The sequence below is a fragment of the Leuconostoc lactis genome, assembly GCF_007954625.1.
Classification (GTDB): domain Bacteria; phylum Bacillota; class Bacilli; order Lactobacillales; family Lactobacillaceae; genus Leuconostoc; species Leuconostoc lactis_A.
The window spans coordinates 585,951-610,065 of the sequence record NZ_CP042420.1; the positions used below are offsets into that span (position 1 = coordinate 585,951).

22 protein-coding genes are annotated in these 24,115 nt (G+C 44.1%); 14 read left to right on the forward strand and 8 right to left on the reverse strand.

Going from position 1 to position 24,115, the window contains the following annotated elements; all coding sequences use genetic code 11:
* The first annotated feature begins 12 nt into the window (after positions 1 to 12).
* Together FGL80_RS03045 and FGL80_RS03050 are read left to right on the forward strand one after the other, a co-directional pair.
* A complete protein-coding gene (locus FGL80_RS03045) occupies positions 13 to 918 on the forward strand; it encodes an ABC transporter ATP-binding protein (protein WP_055308513.1) in 906 nt (301 codons plus the stop codon).
* 3 nt (positions 919 to 921) lie between these two features.
* Complete coding sequence (locus FGL80_RS03050) at positions 922 to 1,686, forward strand: ABC transporter permease (RefSeq protein ID WP_055308512.1); 765 nt, start codon at positions 922 to 924, stop codon at positions 1,684 to 1,686.
* A gap of 82 nt (positions 1,687 to 1,768) precedes the next feature.
* Here the strand turns inward: FGL80_RS03050 and FGL80_RS03055 are convergent, their stop codons facing one another.
* The 3 genes from FGL80_RS03055 to FGL80_RS03065 all read right to left on the reverse strand — a co-directional run bounded on the left by FGL80_RS03055 (position 1,769) and on the right by FGL80_RS03065 (position 4,096).
* Positions 1,769 to 2,629 (reverse strand): aldo/keto reductase, encoded by an 861-nt coding sequence (locus tag FGL80_RS03055; protein WP_055308511.1) that lies wholly within the window; start codon positions 2,627 to 2,629, stop codon positions 1,769 to 1,771.
* 145 nt (positions 2,630 to 2,774) lie between these two features.
* Positions 2,775 to 3,659 carry a metal ABC transporter solute-binding protein, Zn/Mn family gene (locus tag FGL80_RS03060; RefSeq protein WP_055308510.1) on the reverse strand — a complete coding sequence of 295 codons (885 nt, stop codon included), beginning with the start codon at positions 3,657 to 3,659 and terminating at the stop codon, positions 2,775 to 2,777.
* A complete protein-coding gene (locus FGL80_RS03065; RefSeq protein WP_055308509.1) occupies positions 3,656 to 4,096 on the reverse strand; it encodes a MarR family winged helix-turn-helix transcriptional regulator in 441 nt (146 codons plus the stop codon). Before FGL80_RS03065 ends, FGL80_RS03060 begins: the two co-directional genes overlap by 4 nt.
* Positions 4,097 to 4,419: 323 nt before the next feature.
* On the opposite strand from FGL80_RS03065, the gene FGL80_RS03070 reads away from it, so the two are divergent.
* The 5 genes from FGL80_RS03070 to FGL80_RS03090 all read left to right on the forward strand — a co-directional run bounded on the left by FGL80_RS03070 (position 4,420) and on the right by FGL80_RS03090 (position 10,252).
* Positions 4,420 to 5,433 (forward strand): ABC transporter ATP-binding protein, encoded by a 1,014-nt coding sequence (locus tag FGL80_RS03070; RefSeq protein WP_147001798.1) that lies wholly within the window; start codon positions 4,420 to 4,422, stop codon positions 5,431 to 5,433.
* A complete protein-coding gene (locus FGL80_RS03075) occupies positions 5,430 to 6,419 on the forward strand; it encodes an ATP-binding cassette domain-containing protein (RefSeq protein WP_055308507.1) in 990 nt (329 codons plus the stop codon). Before FGL80_RS03070 ends, FGL80_RS03075 begins: the two co-directional genes overlap by 4 nt.
* Before the next feature lie 2 nt (positions 6,420 to 6,421).
* Entirely contained in the window at positions 6,422 to 7,387 is a 966-nt protein-coding gene (locus FGL80_RS03080) for an ABC transporter permease (RefSeq protein WP_009999951.1), read from the forward strand.
* A gap of 9 nt (positions 7,388 to 7,396) precedes the next feature.
* Positions 7,397 to 8,284 carry an ABC transporter permease gene (locus FGL80_RS03085; protein WP_055308506.1) on the forward strand — a complete coding sequence of 296 codons (888 nt, stop codon included), beginning with the start codon at positions 7,397 to 7,399 and terminating at the stop codon, positions 8,282 to 8,284.
* A 108-nt stretch (positions 8,285 to 8,392) separates the two neighbouring features.
* Complete coding sequence (locus tag FGL80_RS03090) at positions 8,393 to 10,252, forward strand: ABC transporter substrate-binding protein (RefSeq protein WP_055308505.1); 1,860 nt, start codon at positions 8,393 to 8,395, stop codon at positions 10,250 to 10,252.
* A 194-nt stretch (positions 10,253 to 10,446) separates the two neighbouring features.
* Here FGL80_RS03090 and zwf read toward each other — a convergent pair whose 3' ends face one another.
* The 4 genes from zwf to FGL80_RS03110 all read right to left on the reverse strand — a co-directional run bounded on the left by zwf (position 10,447) and on the right by FGL80_RS03110 (position 14,805).
* Positions 10,447 to 11,907: a glucose-6-phosphate dehydrogenase gene (gene zwf, locus FGL80_RS03095; RefSeq protein ID WP_055308504.1), complete on the reverse strand. Its 1,461-nt coding sequence runs from the start codon at positions 11,905 to 11,907 to the stop codon at positions 10,447 to 10,449.
* 237 nt (positions 11,908 to 12,144) lie between these two features.
* Positions 12,145 to 13,023, reverse strand: coding sequence for an alpha/beta hydrolase (locus tag FGL80_RS03100; RefSeq protein WP_055308503.1), 879 nt, complete (start codon positions 13,021 to 13,023; stop codon positions 12,145 to 12,147).
* A gap of 7 nt (positions 13,024 to 13,030) precedes the next feature.
* A complete protein-coding gene (locus FGL80_RS03105; RefSeq protein ID WP_244297945.1) occupies positions 13,031 to 13,807 on the reverse strand; it encodes an alpha/beta hydrolase in 777 nt (258 codons plus the stop codon).
* 38 nt (positions 13,808 to 13,845) lie between these two features.
* Positions 13,846 to 14,805, reverse strand: coding sequence for an alpha/beta hydrolase (locus FGL80_RS03110; protein WP_055308553.1), 960 nt, complete (start codon positions 14,803 to 14,805; stop codon positions 13,846 to 13,848).
* A gap of 249 nt (positions 14,806 to 15,054) precedes the next feature.
* Here FGL80_RS03110 and FGL80_RS03115 point away from each other — a divergent pair, with 249 nt between their 5' ends.
* From FGL80_RS03115 to FGL80_RS03125, 3 genes are read left to right on the forward strand one after another with little or no spacing between them, the layout of a single operon-like run.
* Positions 15,055 to 16,422, forward strand: coding sequence for a glycoside-pentoside-hexuronide (GPH):cation symporter (locus FGL80_RS03115; protein WP_055308501.1), 1,368 nt, complete (start codon positions 15,055 to 15,057; stop codon positions 16,420 to 16,422).
* Positions 16,419 to 17,195: an alpha/beta hydrolase gene (locus tag FGL80_RS03120; RefSeq protein WP_055308500.1), complete on the forward strand. Its 777-nt coding sequence runs from the start codon at positions 16,419 to 16,421 to the stop codon at positions 17,193 to 17,195. The genes FGL80_RS03115 and FGL80_RS03120 overlap by 4 nt, the downstream gene beginning before the upstream one ends.
* Before the next feature lie 31 nt (positions 17,196 to 17,226).
* Positions 17,227 to 18,210, forward strand: coding sequence for a LacI family DNA-binding transcriptional regulator (locus tag FGL80_RS03125; protein ID WP_244297948.1), 984 nt, complete (start codon positions 17,227 to 17,229; stop codon positions 18,208 to 18,210).
* Between the two features lie 72 nt (positions 18,211 to 18,282).
* Here FGL80_RS03125 and FGL80_RS03130 read toward each other — a convergent pair whose 3' ends face one another.
* Entirely contained in the window at positions 18,283 to 18,555 is a 273-nt protein-coding gene (locus FGL80_RS03130; protein ID WP_055308499.1) for a hypothetical protein, read from the reverse strand.
* Positions 18,556 to 19,407: 852 nt separating this feature from the next.
* Here FGL80_RS03130 and FGL80_RS03135 point away from each other — a divergent pair.
* From FGL80_RS03135 to recQ, 4 genes are all read left to right on the forward strand, one after another.
* A complete protein-coding gene (locus FGL80_RS03135; RefSeq protein WP_055308498.1) occupies positions 19,408 to 20,763 on the forward strand; it encodes a Na+/H+ antiporter NhaC family protein in 1,356 nt (451 codons plus the stop codon).
* A gap of 144 nt (positions 20,764 to 20,907) precedes the next feature.
* Entirely contained in the window at positions 20,908 to 21,366 is a 459-nt protein-coding gene (locus FGL80_RS03140) for a hypothetical protein (protein WP_055308497.1), read from the forward strand.
* 126 nt (positions 21,367 to 21,492) lie between these two features.
* On the forward strand, positions 21,493 to 22,149 hold the full coding sequence (locus tag FGL80_RS03145) for a histidine phosphatase family protein (protein WP_055308496.1): 657 nt from the start codon (positions 21,493 to 21,495) through the stop codon (positions 22,147 to 22,149).
* A gap of 37 nt (positions 22,150 to 22,186) precedes the next feature.
* Positions 22,187 to 23,986, forward strand: a complete 1,800-nt coding sequence (recQ, locus tag FGL80_RS03150) for a DNA helicase RecQ (protein ID WP_055308495.1) — start codon at positions 22,187 to 22,189, stop codon at positions 23,984 to 23,986.
* Positions 23,987 to 24,115: the final 129 nt, after the last annotated feature.

The window sequence follows — 24,115 nt, forward strand, 5'->3', positions numbered from 1 at the left end:
TAAGGGGGAAAAATGGCATTATTAGAGGTTAAAAATATTAACAAACGTTATGGCAAAAAAATGGCCATGACGGACGTCAGCTTTCAGGTAGAAGCTGGGCGAATTGTCGGTTTAATTGGGCCAAACGGTGCCGGTAAATCAACAACGATGCGTGCGATTACTGGTTTGATGCGCTATGATTCAGGCAGTGTTATGTTTGATGGGCAACCTATTACGTTTAGTCATCATCAAGCCTTGGATAAAATGGGGAACTTAATTGAATATCCCGCTATTTATCCTAATTTGACGGCCTTAGAGCACTTAAAGCTCTATGCTATGGATACCAAAACACCGGCAGATTTCCAGACATTGATGCGGAAAACACAAATTGACGGGCCTAATTTTGGTAAAAGAAAAGCTAAGCAATTTTCTTTGGGGATGAAGCAACGCTTGGGTATCGCAATTGCGCTCATTCGTAACCCAAAGTTGGTCATTTTAGATGAACCCATGAATGGTTTGGATCCCCAATCAGTCCATGATTTACGGATTCTGATTCGCACATTGGCAGACGAGGGTGTCGCCTTCTTGATTTCCAGTCACTTGTTAGATGAACTCCAAAAGCTAGTGGATGATGTGGTCATTATTAACAACGGTAAAATCATTGAAACAGCCACAATCACGGCATTTTTCAACCAAGACCAAACACGCTGGTTATTTGATACCTCAGATAACCGTGCTACGGCTGATTTGGCTGTGTCACATGGCTGGACTGCGACAACTGCTGAGGGGCAAGTTGAAATTGCGGGGGCTGAGACATTACAGCAAATCATTACAGCAGTCAATCAAGCTGGTATTAGTATTACAGCGATTAAAACCGTAACGGGCAATTTGGAACGCACCTTACTGGATAAATTGGCGCATGACGAGCAGGGGGAATAAGCTATGTTGACATTAATGAAACAAGAGTATTATAAGGCGTTTAAACAGAATCGTCTGTATATTTGGTTAGCTTTAAGTTTTCTTTTCCCGTTGGCAGTCATGGCCATTTTTAAAACACAACGTTCCGGTGAAGTTGTCGTGAATTTCGGGCAAGCGACGTTGTATATTGTCTTTGCTGGGATTATTATCACGGCTTTAAGCGTGTCACAAGAGTTTGGCTTTGGGACAATTCGACCATTGCTCTCACGGCGTTTTAGCCGCGGGCAGATCTTTGCCAGCAAACTATTGTTAAATCTCAGTGTTTATTTGGCGTTGTTTGTCACAGCGTTTCTAGGGACGATGCTAGCGAAAGTTATTTTCGTTCCTAAAGTGAACTTGCAGGCCAAGTTAAACGACATGGGAACCGGTTGGCAAGTGATGGGGCAGACATTTGTTATCACGATGCTACAAATCATATTTATTGCGGCCTTAGTGTTACTCATTACAAACTTGGTGAAAAGCTCTGGGGCCGCGATTGGCTTGGGTGTGGTCATGATTGTTGGGACACCGATTTTGACGAGTTTATCGGCGTTGTTGATTGAAATGGCGCCAATCATGAAGTGGAATCCGTTTAATATTTATCTCGGTATTGCGATGCTTGAATTGCCAAAGACGGCCTTCAAAGACCTCGTGCATTTGTCACAAACAACAGTACTTTGGGTTTATTTGCTTGATATTGTGCTGATGTATGGTGTGGCGTACTGGATTTTTAAAAAGCGTTCAGTTTAATAACAGCTTATAAAAAGGCGGACGACCTATTGGTCGTCCGCCTTTTGAGTTGTTTCACGTGAAACAACTGTTTGTTAATCGGTTAAAAATCTGCTGTATCAGGTTCTGTGTGAGCGCCACCAACACCCTGTAAGGCATCTAATGTTGCCATGTCTTCTGGGGTGAGACTAAAATCAAACACGTCTAAGTTGGCTTGAATATAGGCTTGGTGTGTTGATTTTGGTAAGGGCAAGAAGCCTTTTTCCAATGACCAACGAATCAAGATTTGTGGGACGGATTTACCATACTTAGCTGCCAAATCAGCAACTTGTGGCAAATGTACCAGCTTACCAGTACCTAATGGTGAGTAAGCTTCGTCTAAGATATTATGCGCTTTATCATAAGCGACCAATTCAGCTTGTTCATCAGAAGGGTTCAAGAAGCTTTGGTTCACCATTGGCGCGATCTTTTGCGTTTTCGCTAGTGCTTCCAAATGATGAATTTGAAAGTTGGATACGCCAATTGCGCGAACTTGTCCGTCAGCGTAGGCTTCTTCCATGGCGCGCCAAGTATCCGCATTGGCTTGTTCCCAAGCTTGCGGCCCTTGTTCTTGCACCGCGGCTGGATTAGGCCAGTGAATCAGATACAAATCAACATAATCCAAACCAAGGGTTTCTAATGATGTGGCCAAAGCGGCTTTGGCTGCCGTGTAACTATGGGCATCGTTCCAAAGTTTTGTCGTGACAAACAGTTCGTCACGTGCAATCCCAGAATCCTTGATCGCACGGCCAACGGAAGCTTCGTTGCCGTAAATTGCGGCGGTATCAATATGTCGATAACCAGCTTCCAGTGCCCATTTAACTGCGTCGTAGGCGACATCACCGTCCGCTGATTGCCAGGTACCAAAACCAATAACTGGGATTTGAACCCCATTAGCCAATGTATAAGTCTCTGTCAGTGCCATAAACATTACCTCCATGCATAGCTGCTACCAAACCACGTCAAATTCGTACCAAATGACGGGACTATTTTGCAAAAGTTAGCAAAGCTTTTGCACTCAATGGTAGTATAACACTTTTTGAACAGCTGTTCGTATCACGGTTGTGATGTTATTTCATGATGGCTTGAATTTGTTTGAGTTCCGCTAATTTCCAACTGACATAGTGCTCACCATTTGGAATGGTTTCTGTGACGTTGACAACTGGAATATGGTTAGCCTTGGCGAGATTGATGATGTTTGTCACGGTTGAGCTGGTCGTTTGTTTGTTATTGACAATGAAGGCGATTTTATGTGATGTAATCGCTGTTTTCAAAGCAGATAAGGTTGCTGGTGAGGGATCGTTACCTTCTTCAATCGCTTCAGAAAAATCATTATCCATGACGTGATAACCGAGCGCATCTAACATGTATTCAAAGACTGGTTCAGTTTGGGCGACGTCTTGCTGATTGGACTTGGCTTTCAGTTGTGCCACTAAATCAGTGATGGGCTGTAAGCTGGCAATATATTTCTTGGCGTTTGCTTGATAGTCTGACTTATGGGCGGGATCTTTTTTAGATAAAAGATCTGCTAAATAGTGAGCTGATTGAATCATCGTGTTGGGATCATTCCATAAATGGGGATTTTGACCCATTTTGTCATGTAAAACATCTTCACCAACTTCTACGAGTTGCGACTTTTGGGATGATTTGGCTAATTTTGTGAGCCAAGCATCGTACCCTAAGCCGTTAGCAATCACAATGTCAGTCCCGTTGACTTTTTTGGCAACGGCTGTTGTGGGTTCATAGTCTTCAGGGGAAATATTATCGTGCTTGATAATGGCCGTTGCTGTGCCGTGATCACCGACAACGGTTTGCGCAAGTTCGGCGTAAAAATCAGTTGACGTGATAATGCTAATTTTATTCGTGGCCTTTTGAGGGGTTTCGCTACCTTTAAAGGCAGCGAAACCAACAATGGCAATGACGATAATTGCCAACACGGCAATGAGTTTTTTCATGATCGGGTATCCTCTAGTTGATTAATTTGTTTGAGAAAGTGAATAATGGTGGCTTGTTGTTCGGGTGTAAAAGTCGCAATCGTGGCATCAATGTCTTCGTGTAAGGCTTGATGCGACTGTTCATGTTGGCGCGCCAGCTTGATACCAGCAGGAGTTAAAGCGTAATTCACACTGCGCTTATCGCTGGCATCTTGTGATGAAATGACGTAGCCGTGGGCAATCAAATTTTTAACGGCCTTTGTGATGGCTGGTTTAGATAAGTTCATCTTATGAGCCAGATTGGCATTGGTTGCATTTTCTTCTTGCAATAGCATCAGCAGATGGGCTTGTGTGGCGTTGATTTTCTGGGCAGTCGTCGTTTTGATAAATTCAGAACGCGCGGCGTAGGTTTGCACAAAAGTATTGAGTTCATGAATAATTGTATTGGATTCAGACATCTGTCACCTCGATAGTTTACTAGTTAATTAACCAGTAAACTATATCAAGAAAACGATAGCCTGTCAAGCTATCTGAGGGGTCGACCAAACCATATCCTTAGTTATAAAGTTCTCATTTATCTAAAAATGTAGGTTTTTTATCGAAGGCGACAACCTGATATGTCATAGCGTTTTTAACCAATTTATAATAATTTGTATCATTTAAACCTCACAAAACATTAGCATTTTATAATAAAAAGATGTATGATTATTATCAACGCGACAATCTATCATTAAAATGAGATGATTATAATTTAATTGATGTTTGAGGAGAAACTGTCTTTATGGGGAATTTGTTGTTAGATGCAAAAGATGTATCTGTCCAATTTAAAATTGCTGGCGATTATCAAACAGCCCTACACCGCGTTAATTTATCGATTGCACGTGGTGAAGTGTTGGCGCTCGTCGGCGAGTCTGGTTCAGGGAAGTCAACCTTTGCGATGAGTGTCATGGGGTTGCATAACCCAGATCAAACACAGGCCACGGGGTCGATTCGCTTACTCGGTGATGAATTGATTGGATTATCTGAACGGCAGTTTGATACGTACCGTGGGGTATCGGTAGGAATGATCTTCCAAGATCCATTATCGAGCTTAAATCCACTGATGAAAATTGGCGACCAAATTGCTGAAGCCATTACCGTGCATGATAAACACGCTAAGGTCGTGACAACACGGGTTCAAAAGTTATTAACGGACGTTGGGATTACGGATACTAAACGGGTGGCACAACAATATCCGCATGAGCTGTCTGGTGGGATGCGGCAACGTGTGATGATTGCGATTGCATTAGCCAATGAACCAGATTTGATTATTGCGGATGAACCAACAACTGCGTTAGATGCGACTATTCAAGCACAAATCCTAGACTTAATTAAAGAAATTCAACTCAAAAAGAATGCCGGTATCTTACTCATTACCCATGACTTAGGTGTTGTGGCGGCGATGGCCGATAAAGTGGCCGTGATGTATGCTGGGCAAATTGTTGAAGAAGCGCCGGTTAATGACTTATTTACGCACCCAACGCACCCTTACACACGCTCGCTGTTACGGGCGGACCCGGCAGATGTTGCCCCTGGGCAGGCGTTGTATGCAATTCCGGGTACCGTACCAGCTTTGAAGGACATGGATCATAGTAAAGACTTGTTCCTACAACGTTTGCCGTGGCTTGATGACGACGTCGTCAATGCACCCGTGGCTGACACGTTGCATGAAGTCGGGCCCAATCATTTTGTTCGGGGGACGGCTTGGCGAACATTTGAATTTACGGATGATTTTAACAAGGTAGGTGAGGTATGAGTGAGCTGGTTAAAATTGAGCATTTGAAAGTTTACTATCCGATTCGCTCAGGTTTTTTTAATCGGGTAACAGGTAACATTAAGGCGGTAGATGACGTTTCTTTTACCATTGAAGCCGGGAAAACGTATGGCTTGGTTGGTGAATCTGGTTCGGGGAAGACGACGATTGGCAAGGCGATTGTTGGGCTAGAAAATCCAACCAGTGGCAAAATTTTATTTGATGGCCAAGATGTGACAACGATTAAGCAAAAAAAGCATCTGCATTACAACAAAGATGTACAAATGGTGTTTCAAGACAGTCAATCTAGTCTGAATCCGCGTAAAACAATCGGTGAAATTATTGCGGAGCCGTTAAAAAACTTTGGTGTGCCGCAGACGATTGGCGCTGGGGCGAACGGTGAACGACTCTTTACGCAAGAAGCGATTGATGCGCGTGTTTTAGAATTATTGGCCATTGTTGGCCTGCCAGAACGGACAGTGACGCAATATCCGTTCCAGTTTTCTGGTGGTCAACGGCAACGGATTGGGGTTGCGCGGGCCTTGGCGACAAATCCACGCTTGATTGTGGCTGATGAACCGGTATCGGCGTTGGATTTGTCGGTGCAAGCGCAAGTGTTGAATTTTATGAAGAAAATTCAGCGTGAATTTGGGATTAGTTTTTTGTTTATTTCCCATGATTTAGGCGTGGTGAAATATATGACAGACTATATTGCCATTATGCACCAAGGGCGCTTTGTCGAAATGGGTACAACGGCCGATATTTTTGAGCATCCGCAGCATATTTATACAAAACGCTTACTCTCAGCTATTCCGAGCTTGGATGTCAGTCAACGCGATGCCAACCGCGCACGGCGTAAGGCGCTTGAAGCGGAGTTTGAGGAAAGCAAGTTGGATTATTACCGCGAACAAGGGCAATTATTGCGCGCCTTTGATTTGCAGGCTATCACAGATACCCACTTTGCTGCTGTGAAAAAGGAGGCACGATAATTATGCTACAAACAATACTACGCCGTGTCTTGATTATGATTCCGCAGATGATTTTGGTGTCAATTTTGATTTTTATGTTGGCACAATTGATGCCGGGGGATCCGTTTTACGGGAACCTAAACCCCAATTCGGATCCAGCGACAATTGAACGGATGCGGCACGCAGCCGGGCTTGATTTACCTTGGTATGAGCAATATATCCGTTGGGTCGACCATGTTTTGCATGGTGATTTAGGCACTTCTTATACGGTTAATAAGGGCTGGTCAGTCACGCGCTTGATTGAACAGCGCCTTTGGCCAACCTTATCGATGGGGATTTTAGCGACAATTCTCACGTATTTATTAGCGATTACGCAAGCGCTGCTCGCTGCCCGTCACGAAAACAAATTGATTGATCGGGCGTTAATTGTTTGGAATACATTGACGTCAGCGGTGCCGTCCTTTGTGTTCTACTTCATCATGATGATTTTATTTGTGTATATTATTCCGATTTTCCCAAGTTCAGGGACAGGAATTGATGACACTAAGAATTTTGCGGTGAATTTTTTCAGTAACTTACGTTATGCCTTTTTGCCTGGCTTTACGATTGCCCTCTTTAGTACGAACGGGGTATTTCAATATCTACGGTCTAATTTGTTAGATCAGCAAGCCCAGGACTATGTGCGGACAGCACGTGCCAAAGGGGTCCAAATTAAAGATGTTTTCCGCAAGCACATTTTAAGAAATGCCTTTTTGCCAATTGCTTCCGGTATTGGTTATGCCATTACGGGTGTGTTAGCTGGGGCGATGTTTGCGGAAACCGTCTTTGGTTATCCTGGGATTGGGGCCTTATTCGTGCAAGCGTTGAGTGGTCGTGACTATACGGTGATCACCGCATTGATGCTGTTACAAGGCTTCTTAGCACTCTTAGGCGGGTTGCTATCTGACATCATTTCTGCGTGGGTTGATCCGCGTATTCGTGTGAAATAAGGAGGCGCTATGGCAACGAAAAAAAGTCGTTTTGGCGAAAAATTTTTGAAAAATTTTTGGCGTGAATTAGAACGTGATGGATTGGGCTTGACTGCTCTAATTTTACTCATTGCGTTATTCTTATTTATTTTTATCGGGCAGTTTTTTGTACCAAGTGATATTGGGACAATGAGTAGCATTTTAAATGCGAACTTACCACCGTTAACCAATGGGCATATTCTTGGGACCACGGATTCTGGGGCTGATTTTATTTTGACGTTAATTGCCTCAGCGAAGAATTCCATCATTATTGGGTTCGGGGTAGCCACGTTGATTTCCCTGATTTCAATTGTTTTTGGGATGATGATTGGTTATTTTGGCGGTTGGGTCGACTGGATTGCAATGCGTGTGATTGATTTTTGGTTGATTATGCCAATCATCATGGTGTTGGCGATTATCTTTGCCACGGCTAAAGGGGTTTCCATTTGGAGCCTGATTATGATTTTGTCGGTTATTAGTTGGCCAGCTAACGTCCGCTTGGTACGGACGTTAACGTTGTCGGAAGTGAATCGTGATTACGTTGAAGCGGCCAAAATTTCAGGAACACCTTGGTATAAAATTTTATTTTCGGGTATTTTGCCCAATATTTCATCAACCATTATTTCGGATTATGCTTTGACGCTGGCGGGGTCAATCGGGATTGAAACTGGATTGACATTCTTGGGCTTTGGTTTGAAGCAAGGGACCAGTTCGCTAGGGTCGATGTTGATGGTATTGAATGGGTCTGCTTCAACGATTTATGTGCGTTGGTGGTTATGGGTGCCGGTAACACTTATCCTCATCATACTCACACTTTGTTTTGTGGTTTTGGGACAAGTTGCGCGTCGCGCAATGGATCAAAGACAAGCGTTGAATTAAAATATAATTAAAATAAAGTGTTGACAATATGAAAAACAGTGATATATTTATAATAATTGTGACACGAAACATCTTGTTAACGGTCTAAAAATGAATGAGGAGAGAGATATGGTAAGTACAGGAAAAAAAGTCGCCTTTGGTGTCGGTGGTCTTGTTGTTGTTGCGGGAGCCGGCTTTGCTATTCTAGCCAGCCAGTCAAATCAAAGCGCTACGACGAGTAAAGCCGTCAGTGTTGGGTCGTTTAAAGGGGATTATAAGAACCCGAAGTCACCCATTAAGGGTGGCAATATCTCAGTAACGGTACCAGGAAATGCGGCATCACCGGCTAGCTTTGCAGGATATATAGAATTTTCACAATGGGCGCAAACATCACAGCAGTTACAGCCAGCAGGCCAAAATATGCTGAATTATTCTGATAAACATGGCAAATTTATCGATGGTGGACCAGCTAACTATAAGTTTGATAAGCAGAATAAAACGGTAACAATCACACTGCGTGACAACCTAAAATGGTCGGATGGCAAGCCTGTAACGGCACAAGATGTGTTATTCTCATTGGAAACTATTGCGACAAACGAAGTTGCTTCTGCAGGGCAATTTACTGAATCTTACCTAAAAATTAAGGGGATGTCAGATTACCAAAATGGTAAAGCTAAAACTATCTCTGGTGTGAAGTTAAATGATGGCGCAGATGGGAAGAAAGTGACAGTAAGCTATACTGATTTGCCAGCTGCGGCTGAATGGGGAGACGGTGTGCCAGCTTATGCCCTACCATATCATGATTTGAAGGATGTCAGTTCAAAGGATCTTTCAACATCAACTAAGGTAACGAAACATCCATTATCTTTTGGACCATTTAAAGTACAGTCTGTATCATCTGATTCAACAGTCAAATATGTTCGAAATAATGACTATTGGGGTAAGCCAGCGCGCCTTGACACTGTGACTTATTACATTAACCAAGATAAGTCCAAGTTGGAAAATGATTTGTCTAAACAGAAATTTGATATTGTCACAACTGTCCCAACGTCACTATGGAAAGATGGAGACAAAGATCAATTGGCTAAGTACAATAATGCGAAGGGGTATGCTGCAACTGGGGCATATGCTTCAGGTTATTGGGAACTTTACTTTAACTTAGGCCATTTTGACAAGAAAGACAGTACTAACGTCCAAGACCGACAAACACCTCTGCAAGATGTCAATGTGCGTAAAGCAGTTGGTTATGCGATGAACGTCGGGGATGTTGCGGACAAGTATAGCAATGGCTTTGATCAACCAGCTAAAACGTTGGTGTCTAAAGATCCAGCGAAGGAAGAATTCTACAACAATTCAATCAAGAGTTATCACGATAAATCTGGTGGTGATCCGAAGAAGGCTGGTGAGTATCTTGAAAAGGCTGGTTATAAGAAGGGTGCTGACGGTTACTACGCTAAGGATGGCAAGCATTTGACGCTAACTTACTTGGCCCGTTCTGGTAGCACGAATGCTGAAGCAGAAGCAAAGGCCTACATTGCTGCTTGGAAGGCTGCCGGTATTGATGTGAAGTTGTATCAGGATAAGCTAGTTGATTCTGCTACTTGGCAATCAATTATCTTATCTGGTACCAATAATGATTGGGATTTGACAGACGGTGGCTGGTCAGAAGGTACGATACCAACATTTGACCAACTTTGGGCTAAGTCAGCACAATATAACTTCGGTCACGTTGTGTCAGATGCTTTGACTAAGAACTTGACGGAGACGCAAGATTCAAAGTCAGCAGCGGAATTGGCTAAGAACATTAAAGCTTTCCAAAAGTTGGTGGTTGAAGATCAAGCTTATACTATTCCAACAACTGTTAGTATCGCTGCACAATTTGTGAATGGCCGTGTGACGGGTTGGACAACAGCACCAACGAATGATTTGTATGCACAACTTGGTGTTTCTCAAGATAAGCCAGTGACATCTGGTAATCCAAGAAAGTAAGTTCGTGCTCGTGCAACGGAAGTCTGAGTAGCAGTATCCTCCCAATACCATGTCTCAATAGTTCGTTGCACTATAAAACCCGATGCGATCAGCTGACCACTGATTACATCGGGTTTTGATTTTAGGCCACAGTATCATGATAAACAAAAAAGGTTGACGCAACTGCGTCAACCTTTTTAGATGTGAATTAACTTTTAGCCCTTAAAAACCCAAGCATCACCGTTATTTGCCAACAACTTGTCAGCGGCTGCTGGTCCCATTGAACCAGACTTGTAAGTTTCAAGTGGTGCCTTATCAGCAGCGTAAACAGCTGAAATCGCATCAACGAACTTCCAAGCAATGGCAACACCGTTCCAATCGGCGAAGTTTGAACCATCACCGTTCATGGTGTCATGAATCATACGTTCGTATGGTTCAGGTGTGTTAAGCTTGTCTTCTGCTGACACTTGCCAATCAAGACCGATGAGACGTGTGTTAAAGTCATCTTCAACTGACTTTGAGTTGATCTTGAATTCGATACCACCTGTTGGATCAACCAAAATTGACAAGATAGCTTCTTGGGCTTCTTGCGCAGCACCAAATTGGAAAGTACCGGCCTTGAAGACGATATCAATACGTGTTTGCTTAGCAGCTAGGCGCTTACCTGAACGCACGTAGAATGGCACACCTTCCCAACGTGGCAAATCAAATTGTAATTCACCTGCGATGTACGTGTTGTTCTTTGAGTCAGCTGGCACGTCCATTTCTTCAAGATATGGCTTGAATTCGGCAGAATCACCACCTGTATATTGTCCACGCACGAAGTACTTGTTAACTTCTTCTTCGTTGTAAATCTTCAAAGCGTTGAAGGCAGCGTTCTTAGCGGCACGGATATCCTTGTCAGTGAATGAGTCAGGCTTTTCCATGGCCAACCAACCGACGATTTGCATCGTGTGGTTTTGAATCATGTCGAGCAAAGCACCGGCTGTGTCATAGTAACCGGCACGTTCTTCAACACCCAAGACTTCTGACAATGTCACTTGCACGTTCTTGATGTAGTCCTTATTCCAGGCTGCATCAAAGATTGGGTTACCAAAACGCAAAGCCGCAATATTTTGGACCATTTCCTTACCAAGGTAGTGGTCAATACGGAACAATTGGTCATCATCAAAGGCGTTTTCCAATTCATTTTGCAACTTTTCAGCTGTTTCATATGATGTCCCAAATGGCTTTTCGATCATCAAACGGTTATAACCAGTTGTGGCCAACAAACCTTCTGACTTCAAATACTTTGCAATCGTCCCAAAGAAACGTGGAGCAACAGACATATAGAAAATACGGTTACCATCAATGCCAAACTTGTCAGAAGCTTCTTCGATTGCTGACTTCAAAACGCTGTATGACGCCGCATCCGTAACGTCATGGGCACGATATGAGAAGTGTTCAATGAATGCTTCGGCTTGTGCCTTGTCGTCTGCCGCGTCAGCGATTGAGTCGCGCACAAGTTGCTTGAATTCATCTTCAGTCAAGTCTTGACGGGCTGTTCCAACAATGGCGAAATGTTCTTGCAAATAACCTTTCTTGAAGAGGTTAAAAACTGATGGGTAAAGCTTACGCTTTGCCAAATCACCAGTAGCACCGAAAAATGTGACTAACGTCTTGAGTTCTGAAACCATGATGTTCCCCTTAATATTATAATTAAATTCATCTACCATTATAACGCAAAACGGGGTGAAAAGTACCTATTTCACAAACAGATTCATTGCGTGATGCATCATTTCAGACGTTGCAACTCGTTGATATGTGGTACGGAAAAGGTTAATCGATACAACATGCTATACCAAGTTGGCTAGCAATCAGTAGGCATCATTAAAAACGCTTCTGGCATTGCCAGAAGCGTTTTTTGTCGTGTATTAGGCGAGTAAGTCATGTACAAAATCGGCAAAGGATTGTTCACCAATCGGCGTTTTTACCACGGTAAATCCGTGGTAGGACGCTGGATAACGCGCGACGGTGACGCGCACATAAGCAGCCACGAGATGTTGGGCAAAGTTTTCCGCTTCATCGCGTAGGCTATCAAATTCGGCCGTGTGGATAATGGTTGGTGGAAAGCCCATGAGTTCCGCTTTGGTCGCAACAATGGGCGACACGAGCGGATTGTGTCGCGTTTTTCCGGTATCATCTTGGAGATAAAACTGATTCATCAGACGGGATTCGTCAATAGCAATCCCTTGGCCGTCGGGATAATTTTTATCTTCAGGATCTGTATCTAAATCAAGTACCGGAAAGTCAAGCATCAGCTTATCGGCTAATTTTAAACCGTGAGCTTTGGCTTGTAGTTGGGTCGTAACAGCTAAATTACCGCCTGCGCTATGTCCCATCACAATCAAAGGATGACCAAGCGGAGCAAAACTACTGAAGTGCTCTAATACATAAATGTAGGCACCAAATGCCGCGTTAACCGCTGCTGGAAAGGGATGTTCAGGTGCGACGGGATAGTCGACATCAACCACGGTGTAATTGGTGGCAAAGACCAACGATTTGGCAAAGGCAAAATCACCTTGTGTCCAAGGATACATAAAGCCAGAGCCACGGAAGTTTAAAATGACCCCTTGACTGGGTAAGTAACTCGGTGCATAAATATACAATTTAACAGGCGCTTGGTCAGCAACGTCAATGGTGAGCGTTGATTGATGCAGGCCGGTCTGGCGTGATTCGGGCAAAGGCACATCATAAGCCTCACTGCGTTTGCGTAAAACTTGGGCTTGGGCGAGCAAATCATCTTGTGTCATCGTATCATTATCCTTCCGTCATGGTGAGCCAGGTAAATGCGGTTGCGAGTTGTTGATCCCAGAAATCCCAATCATGATCACCAGGTAAACTTGTCCAAGTGTAGTGAGCGCCGAATGTCGCTTGTAGTTGGTGACTGAAAGTAAGATTAGGCGCATAAAGGGGATCTTGTTCACCGCAAGCCGTGTAGATATCTAAGGGCCATTTAGTGACATCATATTGTGCCAATGTTGCGCTCAAAGATAACGGTTTGGCATGGATATCTTGCCCGTCAAAAACCAGATTAAAATCAGGCATGGCAAAGATAGCGCGTTTTTCGTAGAAATCTGCTAAATCGACCACCGCAGATAAGGCCACAATCCGGCTAAAATGCTGTGGTTGGTTCAGCCCCCATTTTAATGCGCCATAACCGCCCATCGAATTCCCCATGACAACATTGTCTTCACGAGCGCTACTCAGTGGGAGTAGGGCGCGTAATCGTTGGGGTAATTCCTGTGTGATAAAGTCCCAGTAGCGCTGGCCGTGGGCCATATTGTTGTAAAAACTGCGATCGGCATTCGGCATGACCACCGCATAGCCACTGGCCGTGGCATAACGCTCTAAGCCGGTCATGCGGTACCAATCGGTTGCATCGCCAGATAGACCGTGCAGTAACCAGACGGTTTTTAGCGGTTGAGCATGCAGTTGGTCATAAGCGACCGTGCCATCAGCCTCGCGTTTTTCCGGTACGATGATGTTGACTTCGGTCATTTTATTGAGCGTATTTGAGAAGTAATGCAGGGTCATAAAAGCCATAATTTTCTCCAAATTGTGTGTGATTAAACTTAAACGATGACGGGTAATGTAGGTGCTTTTTTGGTGTGATCAGCTAAAAATGCCAAGACAATCGCTTTGGCTGCCGGCGACCAAAAGGCATCGGTCCCGTGGTTGCTGCCCTTCATGGTGACAAATTGATTCGGCACGTTCACGGCATCAAGTGCCTTTTTGAGGAGGACACTCTGTTGAAAGGGGACAATCATATCTAACGTGCCATGGAAAATTAAAAATGGTGGCAGGCCAGCGTGCAGATGTGTGACCGGATCAGCTTGTTGCATGATATCAGCGGTCGGGTCGATGGCTTGATGGCCAAAATAGGCGCCCACCCAGCTGTCAGCGGAACGATGTTCCTGAATAGATGGTGCCAAATCCAGATCTTGTAAGGTCGTTGGGCCGTAAAAGTCAATTACGGCATTAAAGGTGCGATTTTTGGGCGTTGTTTTAAAAAAGGCCGCTTCGCTTTGAGTCGCTGCCGTCATAATGGCTGTGTAAGCTCCAGAGGATTCACCCCAAAGTACCAGTTGGTCAGGATCAATATGGTAGTCTTTGGCGTGAGCCACAAGAAAATCAATGGCGGCATTCACATCTTGAATCGTGGACGGAAAAGTCCCGCCTTTGTCACTGCCTTGATATGCCACAGCGGCCACAACATAGCCTTGTTGGGCAATGTCGACCAAGTGGGGTAAGTGCAGGCCGATTTCTTGGGTAGCAAAGGCTGAGCCTTGAATCCAGATAATTAAGGGAAATTGCCGCTGATCATTAACACCGGTTTCTGGGATATAGACAGGTGGGATAAGCAAATCCAGCACCAAACCAGGTTGCCGATCATCATAGACGATATTCGTGAAACACATGGGCATTTTAGGTGTGTCATCACCGATTAAGCGTGTGGCCCCGGGGATAAGCGTCTGATCTTCAGGAAAATCACGCACTGAAAATGGCGCAAGATACTGTGGTTGGGTAGACAATTGACTGACCTCCAAATCATCGTTAAGTTTATCGCAATTATAATACGACTTCATAGTAAACGCGTTGTGCTGATATGTCAAGCGCAAACCACATTGTTCATAAGTTGTTTTCAGCTGTTGTAATGGAAACAATAACTGACTGATGTCATATTTATGGCGTACGCTTGACATAACAAAATATCGCGATTATAATAAGGGCGGTTAAAAATGTAAGCGTTTTCGCTGGCCTTGATTGAGGAGGATACTCAAATGGAACAGAAATTAACCGTCGCAAACAAAGTTGCTTATGGTATGAGTGACTTTGGTAATAACTTGGTGTTTGTCGCAGCGACAAACTACCTGATGTTTTACTATACGGATGTCGCCAGTATTAGCTTAGCGGCAACCGGCATTTTATTTTTGGTGGTTCGGATTTTTGACGCCTTTGCCGGTCCTATATTTGGTATCTTAGTGGATAAGACGCAAACACGTTTTGGTAAAGTTCGGCCGTGGTTCTTATGGATGGCAGTGCCGTACGCCGTATCAGCCGTGTTACTGTTCTCCATTGCGTTTTTCCCAGCAAATGCGCGGTTGCCGTTAGCTTATGCCACGTATGCTATTTTCACCATCTGCTTTGCCGGTTTAGGCACGGCAATTAACGCCATTTTGCCCAGTCTGTCAGGGGATGCCAATGAGCGTGCCTCAGCCAATATGTTCCGTAACGTACTGGGGCAATTTGGTGGCTTGATTTCGGGGTTAGCGATTTTACCGCTAGTATCGTTGTTTGGTGGTCTCAATAGCCCGAAAGGGTTTACCATTGCGATGGGGATCTTTGCGGTGATTCTTGTCATGGCTGAAGTGTTCACGTTTACCAATGTGCGTGAGAACGTGACGCCCGCACAAGAAAAGCCGGTCCCATTGCATGATAGTATTAAGGCGCTACTCCCTAACGGTCCGTGGTGGACCATTATTATCACCAATATCATTATCTTCATTGGTGTGGTGGTCAAAAATTCTTCAACGGTTTACTTCTTTAAGTATGTGTTGCACAATGAGGGGATGTCAGCGATTGCTAATTTACTGAGTGCGCTGGCAATGATTATTGGCGCTATTACGATTCCGTTTTTGATTAAACATTTCCAAATGCGCACCGTTGTGGTTGGGAATTTGGGTGTTGCCATTATTGGGCAGGGTGTCTTATATGTTGCGGCCCAACAAGCGACCATGGGGGTGGCACTATTAGGTGTTGCCGTTTCGGCCTTTGGTCTCGGTGCGGCGCAGAGCTTGATGTTTGTGATGACTGCCGAAACGGTTGACTATGGCGAATGGCGCTTTGGTGTTCGCGCCCAAGGTTTGCTGACGTCCGTTTCAGCCATTGGGGCCAGTATTGGGGCCGGACTTGCTGGTGTGATCAATAGTGACATTTTGGCACATTTCCATTTTGTCCCCAATATGACCCAGACAGCTTCAGGTATCATGGGCATTAATGTTTGCTTTGTTTATGGCCCAGCTTTGATTGATGCCATTTGTATCATCAGTATTATGTTCTATGGTTTGGATAAACTCAGTGCCAAGATGCACGCCGATTTGCAGGCGAAACGCCAAGATGAAATGAACGAAGGAGTCATGAATTCATGATTAAGTATGTCAACACCACCATTAATGGGTTAACTTTGCGGGGGACGGCCTATGTGCCAGAGGACGTTATCGGTCCAGTGCCCACAGTGCTGTTATTTCACGGATTTGGCGCAGTACGGGATGAATACTTTTGTTCGTTTGTCCAAATTAGTCGCCAACTCGCACAGCGTGGCATTGCCGCAATTGCCTTTGATTTCTCTGGTCATGGTGAAAGTGATGGCGAATTTATCGACTTCACGTTTAGTAATGAAGTCTATGAAGGCACACAATTAGTGGCGTTTGTGAAGACGTTGGATTTTGTGGATGAGACACGTGTAGCGTTGCTGGGGATGAGTCTAGGCAGTGTTGCGGCTAGTATGGTCGCTGGACTGGTCGGTGATGCTGTGATGGGCTTGTGTCTTTGGTCACCGGCTGCTGTTTTCCAAGATGAGATTTTGGAAAATCAAACCTTGCAAGGTAAGTCTATTGCAACGGTTGCTGAAGATGGTTATTTTGATTTTAATTCGATGAAGTTAGGCCCACAATTCTTTGAGGATGTGAAGACGGTTGACATATACTCAACTGCCAAACAATATCTTGGTCCGGTTAAGATCATCCATGGGGCGTCGGACACGATTGCCCCAGTGAGCTATGCGCAAAAGTACGTTGACACTTATCAACAACCCGTTGATTTAACAGTGGTACCAGGAGCAGATCACAGTTGGGGGGATGTGCCAACTCGGGAATCATTATTTAACGCAACCTTGGCATTCTTTGATAAACTATATAAATAGAAAAGAGTCAATTGAACTGAGGGTAGATAAATTGGGTTATACGTTAAAAGATGTGGCAGAACGCGCTGGCGTTTCTCTGACAACAGTGTCACGTGTGATTAACAAGCGTGGTTATTTTTCCGAACAAACAGAAGCGCGCATTTATGCGGCGATGCAGGCATTAAATTATCAGCCAAATTCGGTGGCGCGGTCACTGTCAGGGAAAAAAACGAAGCTTATTGGGGTCATTTTAACGAATACACAAAACCCATTTAATGCCGAATTACTGGAAAAAATCGAGGCTGAGTTATTTGAACGGTCTTATAAAGTGATTATTGCTAACAGTTCCGATAATCCTGAAAAAGAGCGTGCTTATATTAGTATGCTCCAATCAAATCAGGTGGATGGCTTGATTACGGCATCGCATAATATGATTATTGATGCTTATCATGACTTGAATTTGCCAGTGGTGTCACTTGACCGGTACTTTGGACCGCAAATTCCGACCATCAGTTCGGATAACTTCTCTGGCGGTCAAATGGCTGCCCAAAACCTAATTGCAGGTGGCGCTAAGCGGTTGCTTGTCTTTTCGGGTGAAATGCACGATATTAACCCAACGGTTGACCGTACTAATGGGTTCATGGTCGCAAGTCAAAAACAAGGCCTGACGCCAGTTGTCCAAGTGCTACCTAGTGATGCCACGGTGAATTTCCGGAAAATGTTAATGCATCAAGCCATTACCGAACAGCAACCAGATGGCATTATGGCCACCGATGACGCGACAGCGCTGTTAGTGCTTGAAGTATTGCGCACGATGACTTTACGTGTGCCACAAGATGTCCAAGTCATCGGGTATGATGGGAGTGCGTTTGTTTTACAAAGTTTTCCAGAACTATCAACGGTGGTGCAACCAATTGCCGATTTGGCCAAAACGTTAGTTGATGTGCTGCTCACTAAAATTGACCAACCAGAACGCTCGCAAGAGCGACAATATATGTTCCCGGTCACTTTTCATCGCGGGACGACGACGAAATAATATGACCAAAAAAACAGCCTCGACGCATTTAGTCGTGGCTGTTTTTTTGGTATACGGTAGTAGTCTCCATAATTATCTAAAAAATCGCAGATTGTAGAGGATACCCACGAACCAATCTTTTTGATGTAATTTTTTGAGCAGTAGGAGACCGTCCGTAGATAACTTACCGTTAAGCGATAGAATCTGAAGCGAATGGGCTAAAAGTCCCATCTCTCGATATTGTGAGACATGCTGATCATTTAATTGATTAAGTGTTTTAGAAATAATGGTTTTTTCAGTATCAGTTAAATTGGCGTGATTTGATACGAAAGACACTAAGAATTTCTGGTCATTGTTTTTAAACATAAGTGTCTCCTCTGGTGACAAGCAAAAAGTGACAAAGGTTAAGATAATTAATATTTGATTTGATTAATGATAGCACACTGAAAATAGTAACACAATTTGATTTATCAAATAGCGAATTCATGTCATTTTTAACGGGTAAACTAGGTAGTATCACGCAGTTTTGTCAACTTTTGTTATTCAGAGCAGTGTTTATTTTGGCGATTGAAGATAAAACATGACCGGTAATACACAAAATAAAAAGGCTAATGTCTCGGGAGGAAGTCAAAAGCCTTTTTATGTTAGCGTTACGCTTATTAATAAAGAGAAGAGGAGATAAAGCCAGTTGGTTAGGTTGGCTATGTCTTAAATATTACAGTTAAAAATTTAAATAAAAATATAACCGAAATAAAATGAAAATAAAATTTTGGGGATATGAAGGAGAAAAAGATCCGTCATGGTATAAATTGTGAAAAATAGTATAAATATGCATATTTTGATAAAAAACGGCAGTTATCTCTGAATTCATACGTTAGCGTGTCGTTTGATAAAGTATCACCATGTTGACAGCCTACGCAAGGCATAGTAAACTAAGACTACTTGAAATTAGCACTTATTTGAGTAGGATAAACATTCGGCGTGAAGAGAAGCAGTGGTTGGTGAAAACTGCACAGGTGTTACTATCCGAAATACAGCTATCGATTTAAGCGTGGCAGCACCATGTTATCAAATGCCAAAGTGATGCGTTTTTTAACGCGTAAGCTGGGTGGTACCACGGATTTTTAATTGTCGATTCGTCCCTTCTGTCAAAGTGACAGCAGGGACTTTTTTATTGCAAAAAAACATCAGGGAACTGATGGCGACAGGAGAAAAAATATGGCAAAACAACTCAGTACCAAGTTGTCAGCTTTTTTGTTATTAGGAACGGTGATTATTTTGGCAGTGGGTGTGATTGGCTTTGGCCTTATGCCGATTGCCCCAATTTTAGCTGTGATTGGGTTAATCATGGTTGTGGCACGCTTGCGTGGCGTGTCATGGACAACGAGTCAACGTGAACTGGTGAAAGGGATTGAATCAGGACTGACACCATTATTCCTTTTCTTATTGATTGGGGCATTAATTGCGCTGTGGTTGGCAACTGGCGTGATTCCCACGATGATTTGGGCGGGCTTTAAAATTTTAACGCCGGCGTTTTTCTTGCCAACGGCGTTTGTGACGACCTCGCTGGTGGGTGCTTTGATTGGGAGTGCCTTTACAACCTTATCGACGGTCGGCGTATCGCTGATGGGTGTGGGGACATTGATGGGGATGAATCCAGCGATTGTGGCGGGAATTGTCTTATCGGGTGCAATTTTTGGTGATAAGAGTTCACCTTTGTCAGAATCAACGAACTTGGCCAGTGCCATTTCAGGGACGGATCTTTTTGCCCATATTAAAAATTTGATGTGGACGACTTTGCCGGCTTGGGTCGTGACGTTTATCGTGAGTGTGGTCTTGAGTGCTGGGTATCGAGCAGATGCACAGGCGACCCAAAAGATTGCCGCCTTATTACCCTTGCTACAACCAACATGGTGGGCGCTTGTCCCTTTGGGATTGCTCGTCATTACGGCTTGGTATAAAGTACCCGCCATTCCGGCGTTGATGCTCAATATTTTAGTCACAAGTGCTGCCTTTTTATGGCAACATAATGTGCCAGCGTTGGCAGATTTAGTCGTGAATGGCTTTAAAACGACCAGCACCAATCCAACATTGATGGCCTTGCTCAACCGCGGTGGCATGGCTGCGATGATGTCAACGATCATGATGATTATGTTGGCCTTGGGACTTGGCGGCCTGTTGAGTGGTTTAGGGATTTTAAATGCGGTCATGCAACCGATCGTGTCGCATCTTAAGACCCAACGTGCTATTATTTTGGCCACCCTGTTCACGGGGATTGGGGCAAACTTTTTGGTGGGCGAACAGTATCTCGCCACAATTTTGCCCGGTCAATTGTTTAAGAACAGCTTTAAAGCTGTTAAGCTCTCGCCATTGGCGCTGGGGCGGACGATTGAAGACTCTGGGACGGTCATGAATTATTTGGTCCCTTGGGGGGTTGCCGGTGGTTTTGCGGCGCAAACACTGGGCGTTCCCGTACTGGCCTTTGCACCGTTTACTTTGTTTGCCTTACTCTCACCGGTGATGTCGATTTTGTCAGCCGTGACGGGAATTGGCTTAAAACAAGCCGACAACTAATTTAAAAAACGCGTGACACCACTGAGTGGGTCACGCGTTTTATTGTGGGATGCTTGGTCAAGGGGACGTGGTATAATCGAGTAAATAGGGCATTGGCCGATGTGATTGAGATCGGGTGTTGCGTTGGCGATAAGGGAGCAAGATATGATTCGTGATATGGTACGTGCAAAACCGTTGAGTTGGCTATTATTTATTTTGGGGTCAGATATTTTGACCGCTTATTTGCTTAACCTTTGGCACCAACAACCATTTAGTGCGCCGCAAGATTATTGGACTATTTTGAAATTAGTCAGCATGGATATGATCAGTTTTGTGTTTATCATGTTGTTTTTGGATTGGTTACATGTGAAGTTTTTTGCTGGGCAACCAGAGAACTGGTTTGACAAAACGACCCGCATTGGCGGGAACATTTTGGCAGCCTATTTTGGGTGGTTTAGTGTCCTCTATATTGGCGTCCAAGGGGTAATTTGGTTATTGCAGCAGACGCAAGCATTTCAAAGTGATGATCTTTTGGTCTTGGCAGTGGTAGCTGGTCTGCTGGCTAGTTTGCATTACATTTTCCGGCAATATATTCCGTGGTCATTTCAATTGAATCCGTTTTGAATCCTGCTAATTCATAAGACACGTTGCGTAAACAGTGTCTTTTTTTTGTTAAAAAATACAGAGACGCGTAAAATAGAATCTAAACAATGATTTTATGGTATGTGACAACGATGAGGAGGCGTTAGCATGAGGATATATGCAGTACGACATGGTCAAACTATTTTTAATTGGTTAGACAAAGTCCAAGGTTGGGCCGATACGCCCTTAACACCAAAAGGCGAAGCAGATGGCCGTGCGGCCGGTCAACGCTTGAAAAATGTGCATTTTGATGCCGCTTTGTCATCAGATACATCGCGGGCGATTCATACGGCTGAATTTGTGTTGGCTGAAAACCTGCAAACGCCACCAGCGTTAGTCAGCACACCCGAATGGCGGGAATATTTTTTTGGCAGTTTTGAAGGTGGGGGTAACCATGAGATGTGGTCTGCTGTAGCGGCCGCGTTAGGACTAGTGACAGATGATCCCAGCGAAATTGCTGAACAAGCGGACATGACGACGATCATGGATACGATTTATCAACTGGATCCGCAACATCTCGGGGAAAATGCGGCCGCCTTTTGGCAACGCATTGATCAAGCTTTGGCTAACTTGTTGGCAAAATATCCGGCTGACGCGACAATTTTGCTCGTGACGCACGGTCAACTCATTGGTAATTTGGCACAACACTACGGCCAGCTAATGACAGCGCAACGGCCACAAAACGGCTCGGTGGCTATTTTTGATCTAAGTGCCACCGGTGCTTTGCAAGTGCAAACGGTTAATGATTTGACGACGGTCTTTTAACTGCCCATCGGTTGACGCAATAGCTTATAATAGAATTATGCAAAAACCGCGTGAAATTTTAAAAGAAGTCTTTGGTTACGATGATTTTCGTACCGGACAATTAGATATTATTGAAAAAGTTTTAGCACATAAGCATGCGCTAGCGATTATGCCAACTGGTGGTGGGAAATCCATCACGTATCAGCTACCGGCTGTGATGTTTGAAGGGATTACTTTGGTCGTCTCGCCGTTGATTTCGCTGATGAAGGACCAAGTGGATGGTCTGAATGCGATGGGGATTGACGCCACCTTTTTGAACTCAACTTTGACAGGTCAAGAGCAGGCGCAACGGATGTCAGACATTCGGGCAGGCTTTTATAAAATGTTGTATGTGTCACCTGAACGCTTGGAAATTCCGAGTTTTTTTAATTTTGTCCAGCAACTGCCGATTGAATTAATTGCCATTGACGAAGCCCATGTTATGTCACAATGGGGACATGATTTCAGACCCAGCTACCTGAATATTTTGCCGTTACTCGCACAAATTCCAGGCCAGCCAGCAGTACTTGGTTTGACGGCGACGGCCACGGATCGTGTCCGTCAAAACTTGCAGCAATTACTGGCTGTTAGTGATGAAGACACTGTTTTAACCGGCTTTGCCCGTGATAATTTGGCCCTTAAAATCGTCCATCAAGTCGATAAACGCCAATATGTCCAAGATTATTTGCGGTCTAATACTGGAAAAAGTGGCATTATTTATGCGGCCACGCGTAAACAAGTTGATGAATTATATGACTTTTTGGCTAAAAAAGGTGTCAAAGTTGGGCGTTATCATGCTGGATTACCAGAAAAAGAGCGTCAAGCGATGCAGGAAGCCTTTTTATATGATGATGTCCAAGTGATGATTGCCACTAATGCTTTTGGCATGGGGATTAACAAGCCGGATGTGCGTTTTGTCATTCATTATGCCGTGCCAGGCAACATTGAGGCCTATTATCAAGAAATTGGTCGTGCGGGCCGTGATGGGTTGCCGTCAGAGGCGGTCTTATTGTATGCACCGCAAGATATTCATTTGCAGGAATTTTTTGTGCAGAAGTCCGAGGGGACCGAAGCGCATAAGCAAAATGAATACAATAAAATTCGTGAAATGAATGCTTTTGCCAATACGGAAACGTGTCTGCCGCGGTATCTCTTGAGTTACTTTGGTGAGCTGGTGACCGAAGATTGTGGTCAGTGTTCGAATTGTTTGGATGCGCGTGAGCGGGTGGATGTGACAACCGATGCGCAGCGCGTCTTGGCCAACGTCGTGCGGATGAACCAAAGCTTTGGGAAAACTTTGGTTGCTAAAGTCCTCAGAGGCTCACGGGATGCCAGTGTGCAAAAGTATGCGCATTTAACGACATTACCCACATTTGGCTTGATGAAAGAGCGGACGATTAAAGATATTAGTCGTTTTATTGATTATTTGACGGCCGACGGCTATTTGCGGATTGAAGGCGGCGAATTTCCTGTCTTAAAGCTGACAGATCGTGGTGTGCAGGTGCTCAAAGGGCAATTAAAAGTGACCAAGCGGGTTAACCAGCAAGTCATTGCCCAACGTCAAATCAACGTGGCGACTGACGGTTTAAAGTTATCAGATGAGGATAACCAATTATTTGCTAAATTAAAGATGAAGCGCTTGGCGCTTGCACGTGAAGCGGGCTTGCCACCGTTTATGATTTTCTCAGATAAAACACTGATGAATATGGCCGTTCTCCGACCAAAAACAGCAGCTGAATTTTTAGCTATTTCTGGTGTTGGTGAGAAGAAATTTGAAATTTACCATGATGACTTTGCAGCAGTGCTTGCTGAGGCGTAAGATTGCATCAAATATTTAAAAGATGGCGGTTGCCATCTTTTTTTGTGGCCTAAAAGTGTCAACTGTTGGCACAATGGGCAACGCAGGCATTATATGGTCATTTAAAAAAATAACAAAAAAATTTACGTT

Excerpts from the sequence above, each read along its gene's own strand:
- FGL80_RS03045 (WP_055308513.1), top strand. The coding sequence starts at position 13 with ATGGCATTATTAGAGGTTAAAAATATTAACAAACGTTATGGCAAAAAA.
- FGL80_RS03050 (WP_055308512.1), top strand. The coding sequence starts at position 922 with ATGTTGACATTAATGAAACAAGAGTATTATAAGGCGTTTAAACAGAAT.
- FGL80_RS03055 (WP_055308511.1), bottom strand. The coding sequence starts at position 2,629 with ATGGCACTGACAGAGACTTATACATTGGCTAATGGGGTTCAAATCCCA.
- FGL80_RS03060 (WP_055308510.1), bottom strand. The coding sequence starts at position 3,659 with ATGAAAAAACTCATTGCCGTGTTGGCAATTATCGTCATTGCCATTGTT.
- FGL80_RS03065 (WP_055308509.1), bottom strand. The coding sequence starts at position 4,096 with ATGTCTGAATCCAATACAATTATTCATGAACTCAATACTTTTGTGCAA.
- FGL80_RS03070 (WP_147001798.1), top strand. The coding sequence starts at position 4,420 with ATGGGGAATTTGTTGTTAGATGCAAAAGATGTATCTGTCCAATTTAAA.
- FGL80_RS03075 (WP_055308507.1), top strand. The coding sequence starts at position 5,430 with ATGAGTGAGCTGGTTAAAATTGAGCATTTGAAAGTTTACTATCCGATT.
- FGL80_RS03080 (WP_009999951.1), top strand. The coding sequence starts at position 6,422 with ATGCTACAAACAATACTACGCCGTGTCTTGATTATGATTCCGCAGATG.
- FGL80_RS03085 (WP_055308506.1), top strand. The coding sequence starts at position 7,397 with ATGGCAACGAAAAAAAGTCGTTTTGGCGAAAAATTTTTGAAAAATTTT.
- FGL80_RS03090 (WP_055308505.1), top strand. The coding sequence starts at position 8,393 with ATGGTAAGTACAGGAAAAAAAGTCGCCTTTGGTGTCGGTGGTCTTGTT.
- zwf (WP_055308504.1), bottom strand. The coding sequence starts at position 11,907 with ATGGTTTCAGAACTCAAGACGTTAGTCACATTTTTCGGTGCTACTGGT.
- FGL80_RS03100 (WP_055308503.1), bottom strand. The coding sequence starts at position 13,023 with ATGACACAAGATGATTTGCTCGCCCAAGCCCAAGTTTTACGCAAACGC.
- FGL80_RS03105 (WP_244297945.1), bottom strand. The coding sequence starts at position 13,807 with ATGACCCTGCATTACTTCTCAAATACGCTCAATAAAATGACCGAAGTC.
- FGL80_RS03115 (WP_055308501.1), top strand. The coding sequence starts at position 15,055 with ATGGAACAGAAATTAACCGTCGCAAACAAAGTTGCTTATGGTATGAGT.
- FGL80_RS03120 (WP_055308500.1), top strand. The coding sequence starts at position 16,419 with ATGATTAAGTATGTCAACACCACCATTAATGGGTTAACTTTGCGGGGG.
- FGL80_RS03130 (WP_055308499.1), bottom strand. The coding sequence starts at position 18,555 with ATGTTTAAAAACAATGACCAGAAATTCTTAGTGTCTTTCGTATCAAAT.
- FGL80_RS03135 (WP_055308498.1), top strand. The coding sequence starts at position 19,408 with ATGGCAAAACAACTCAGTACCAAGTTGTCAGCTTTTTTGTTATTAGGA.
- FGL80_RS03140 (WP_055308497.1), top strand. The coding sequence starts at position 20,908 with ATGATTCGTGATATGGTACGTGCAAAACCGTTGAGTTGGCTATTATTT.
- FGL80_RS03145 (WP_055308496.1), top strand. The coding sequence starts at position 21,493 with ATGAGGATATATGCAGTACGACATGGTCAAACTATTTTTAATTGGTTA.
- recQ (WP_055308495.1), top strand. The coding sequence starts at position 22,187 with ATGCAAAAACCGCGTGAAATTTTAAAAGAAGTCTTTGGTTACGATGAT.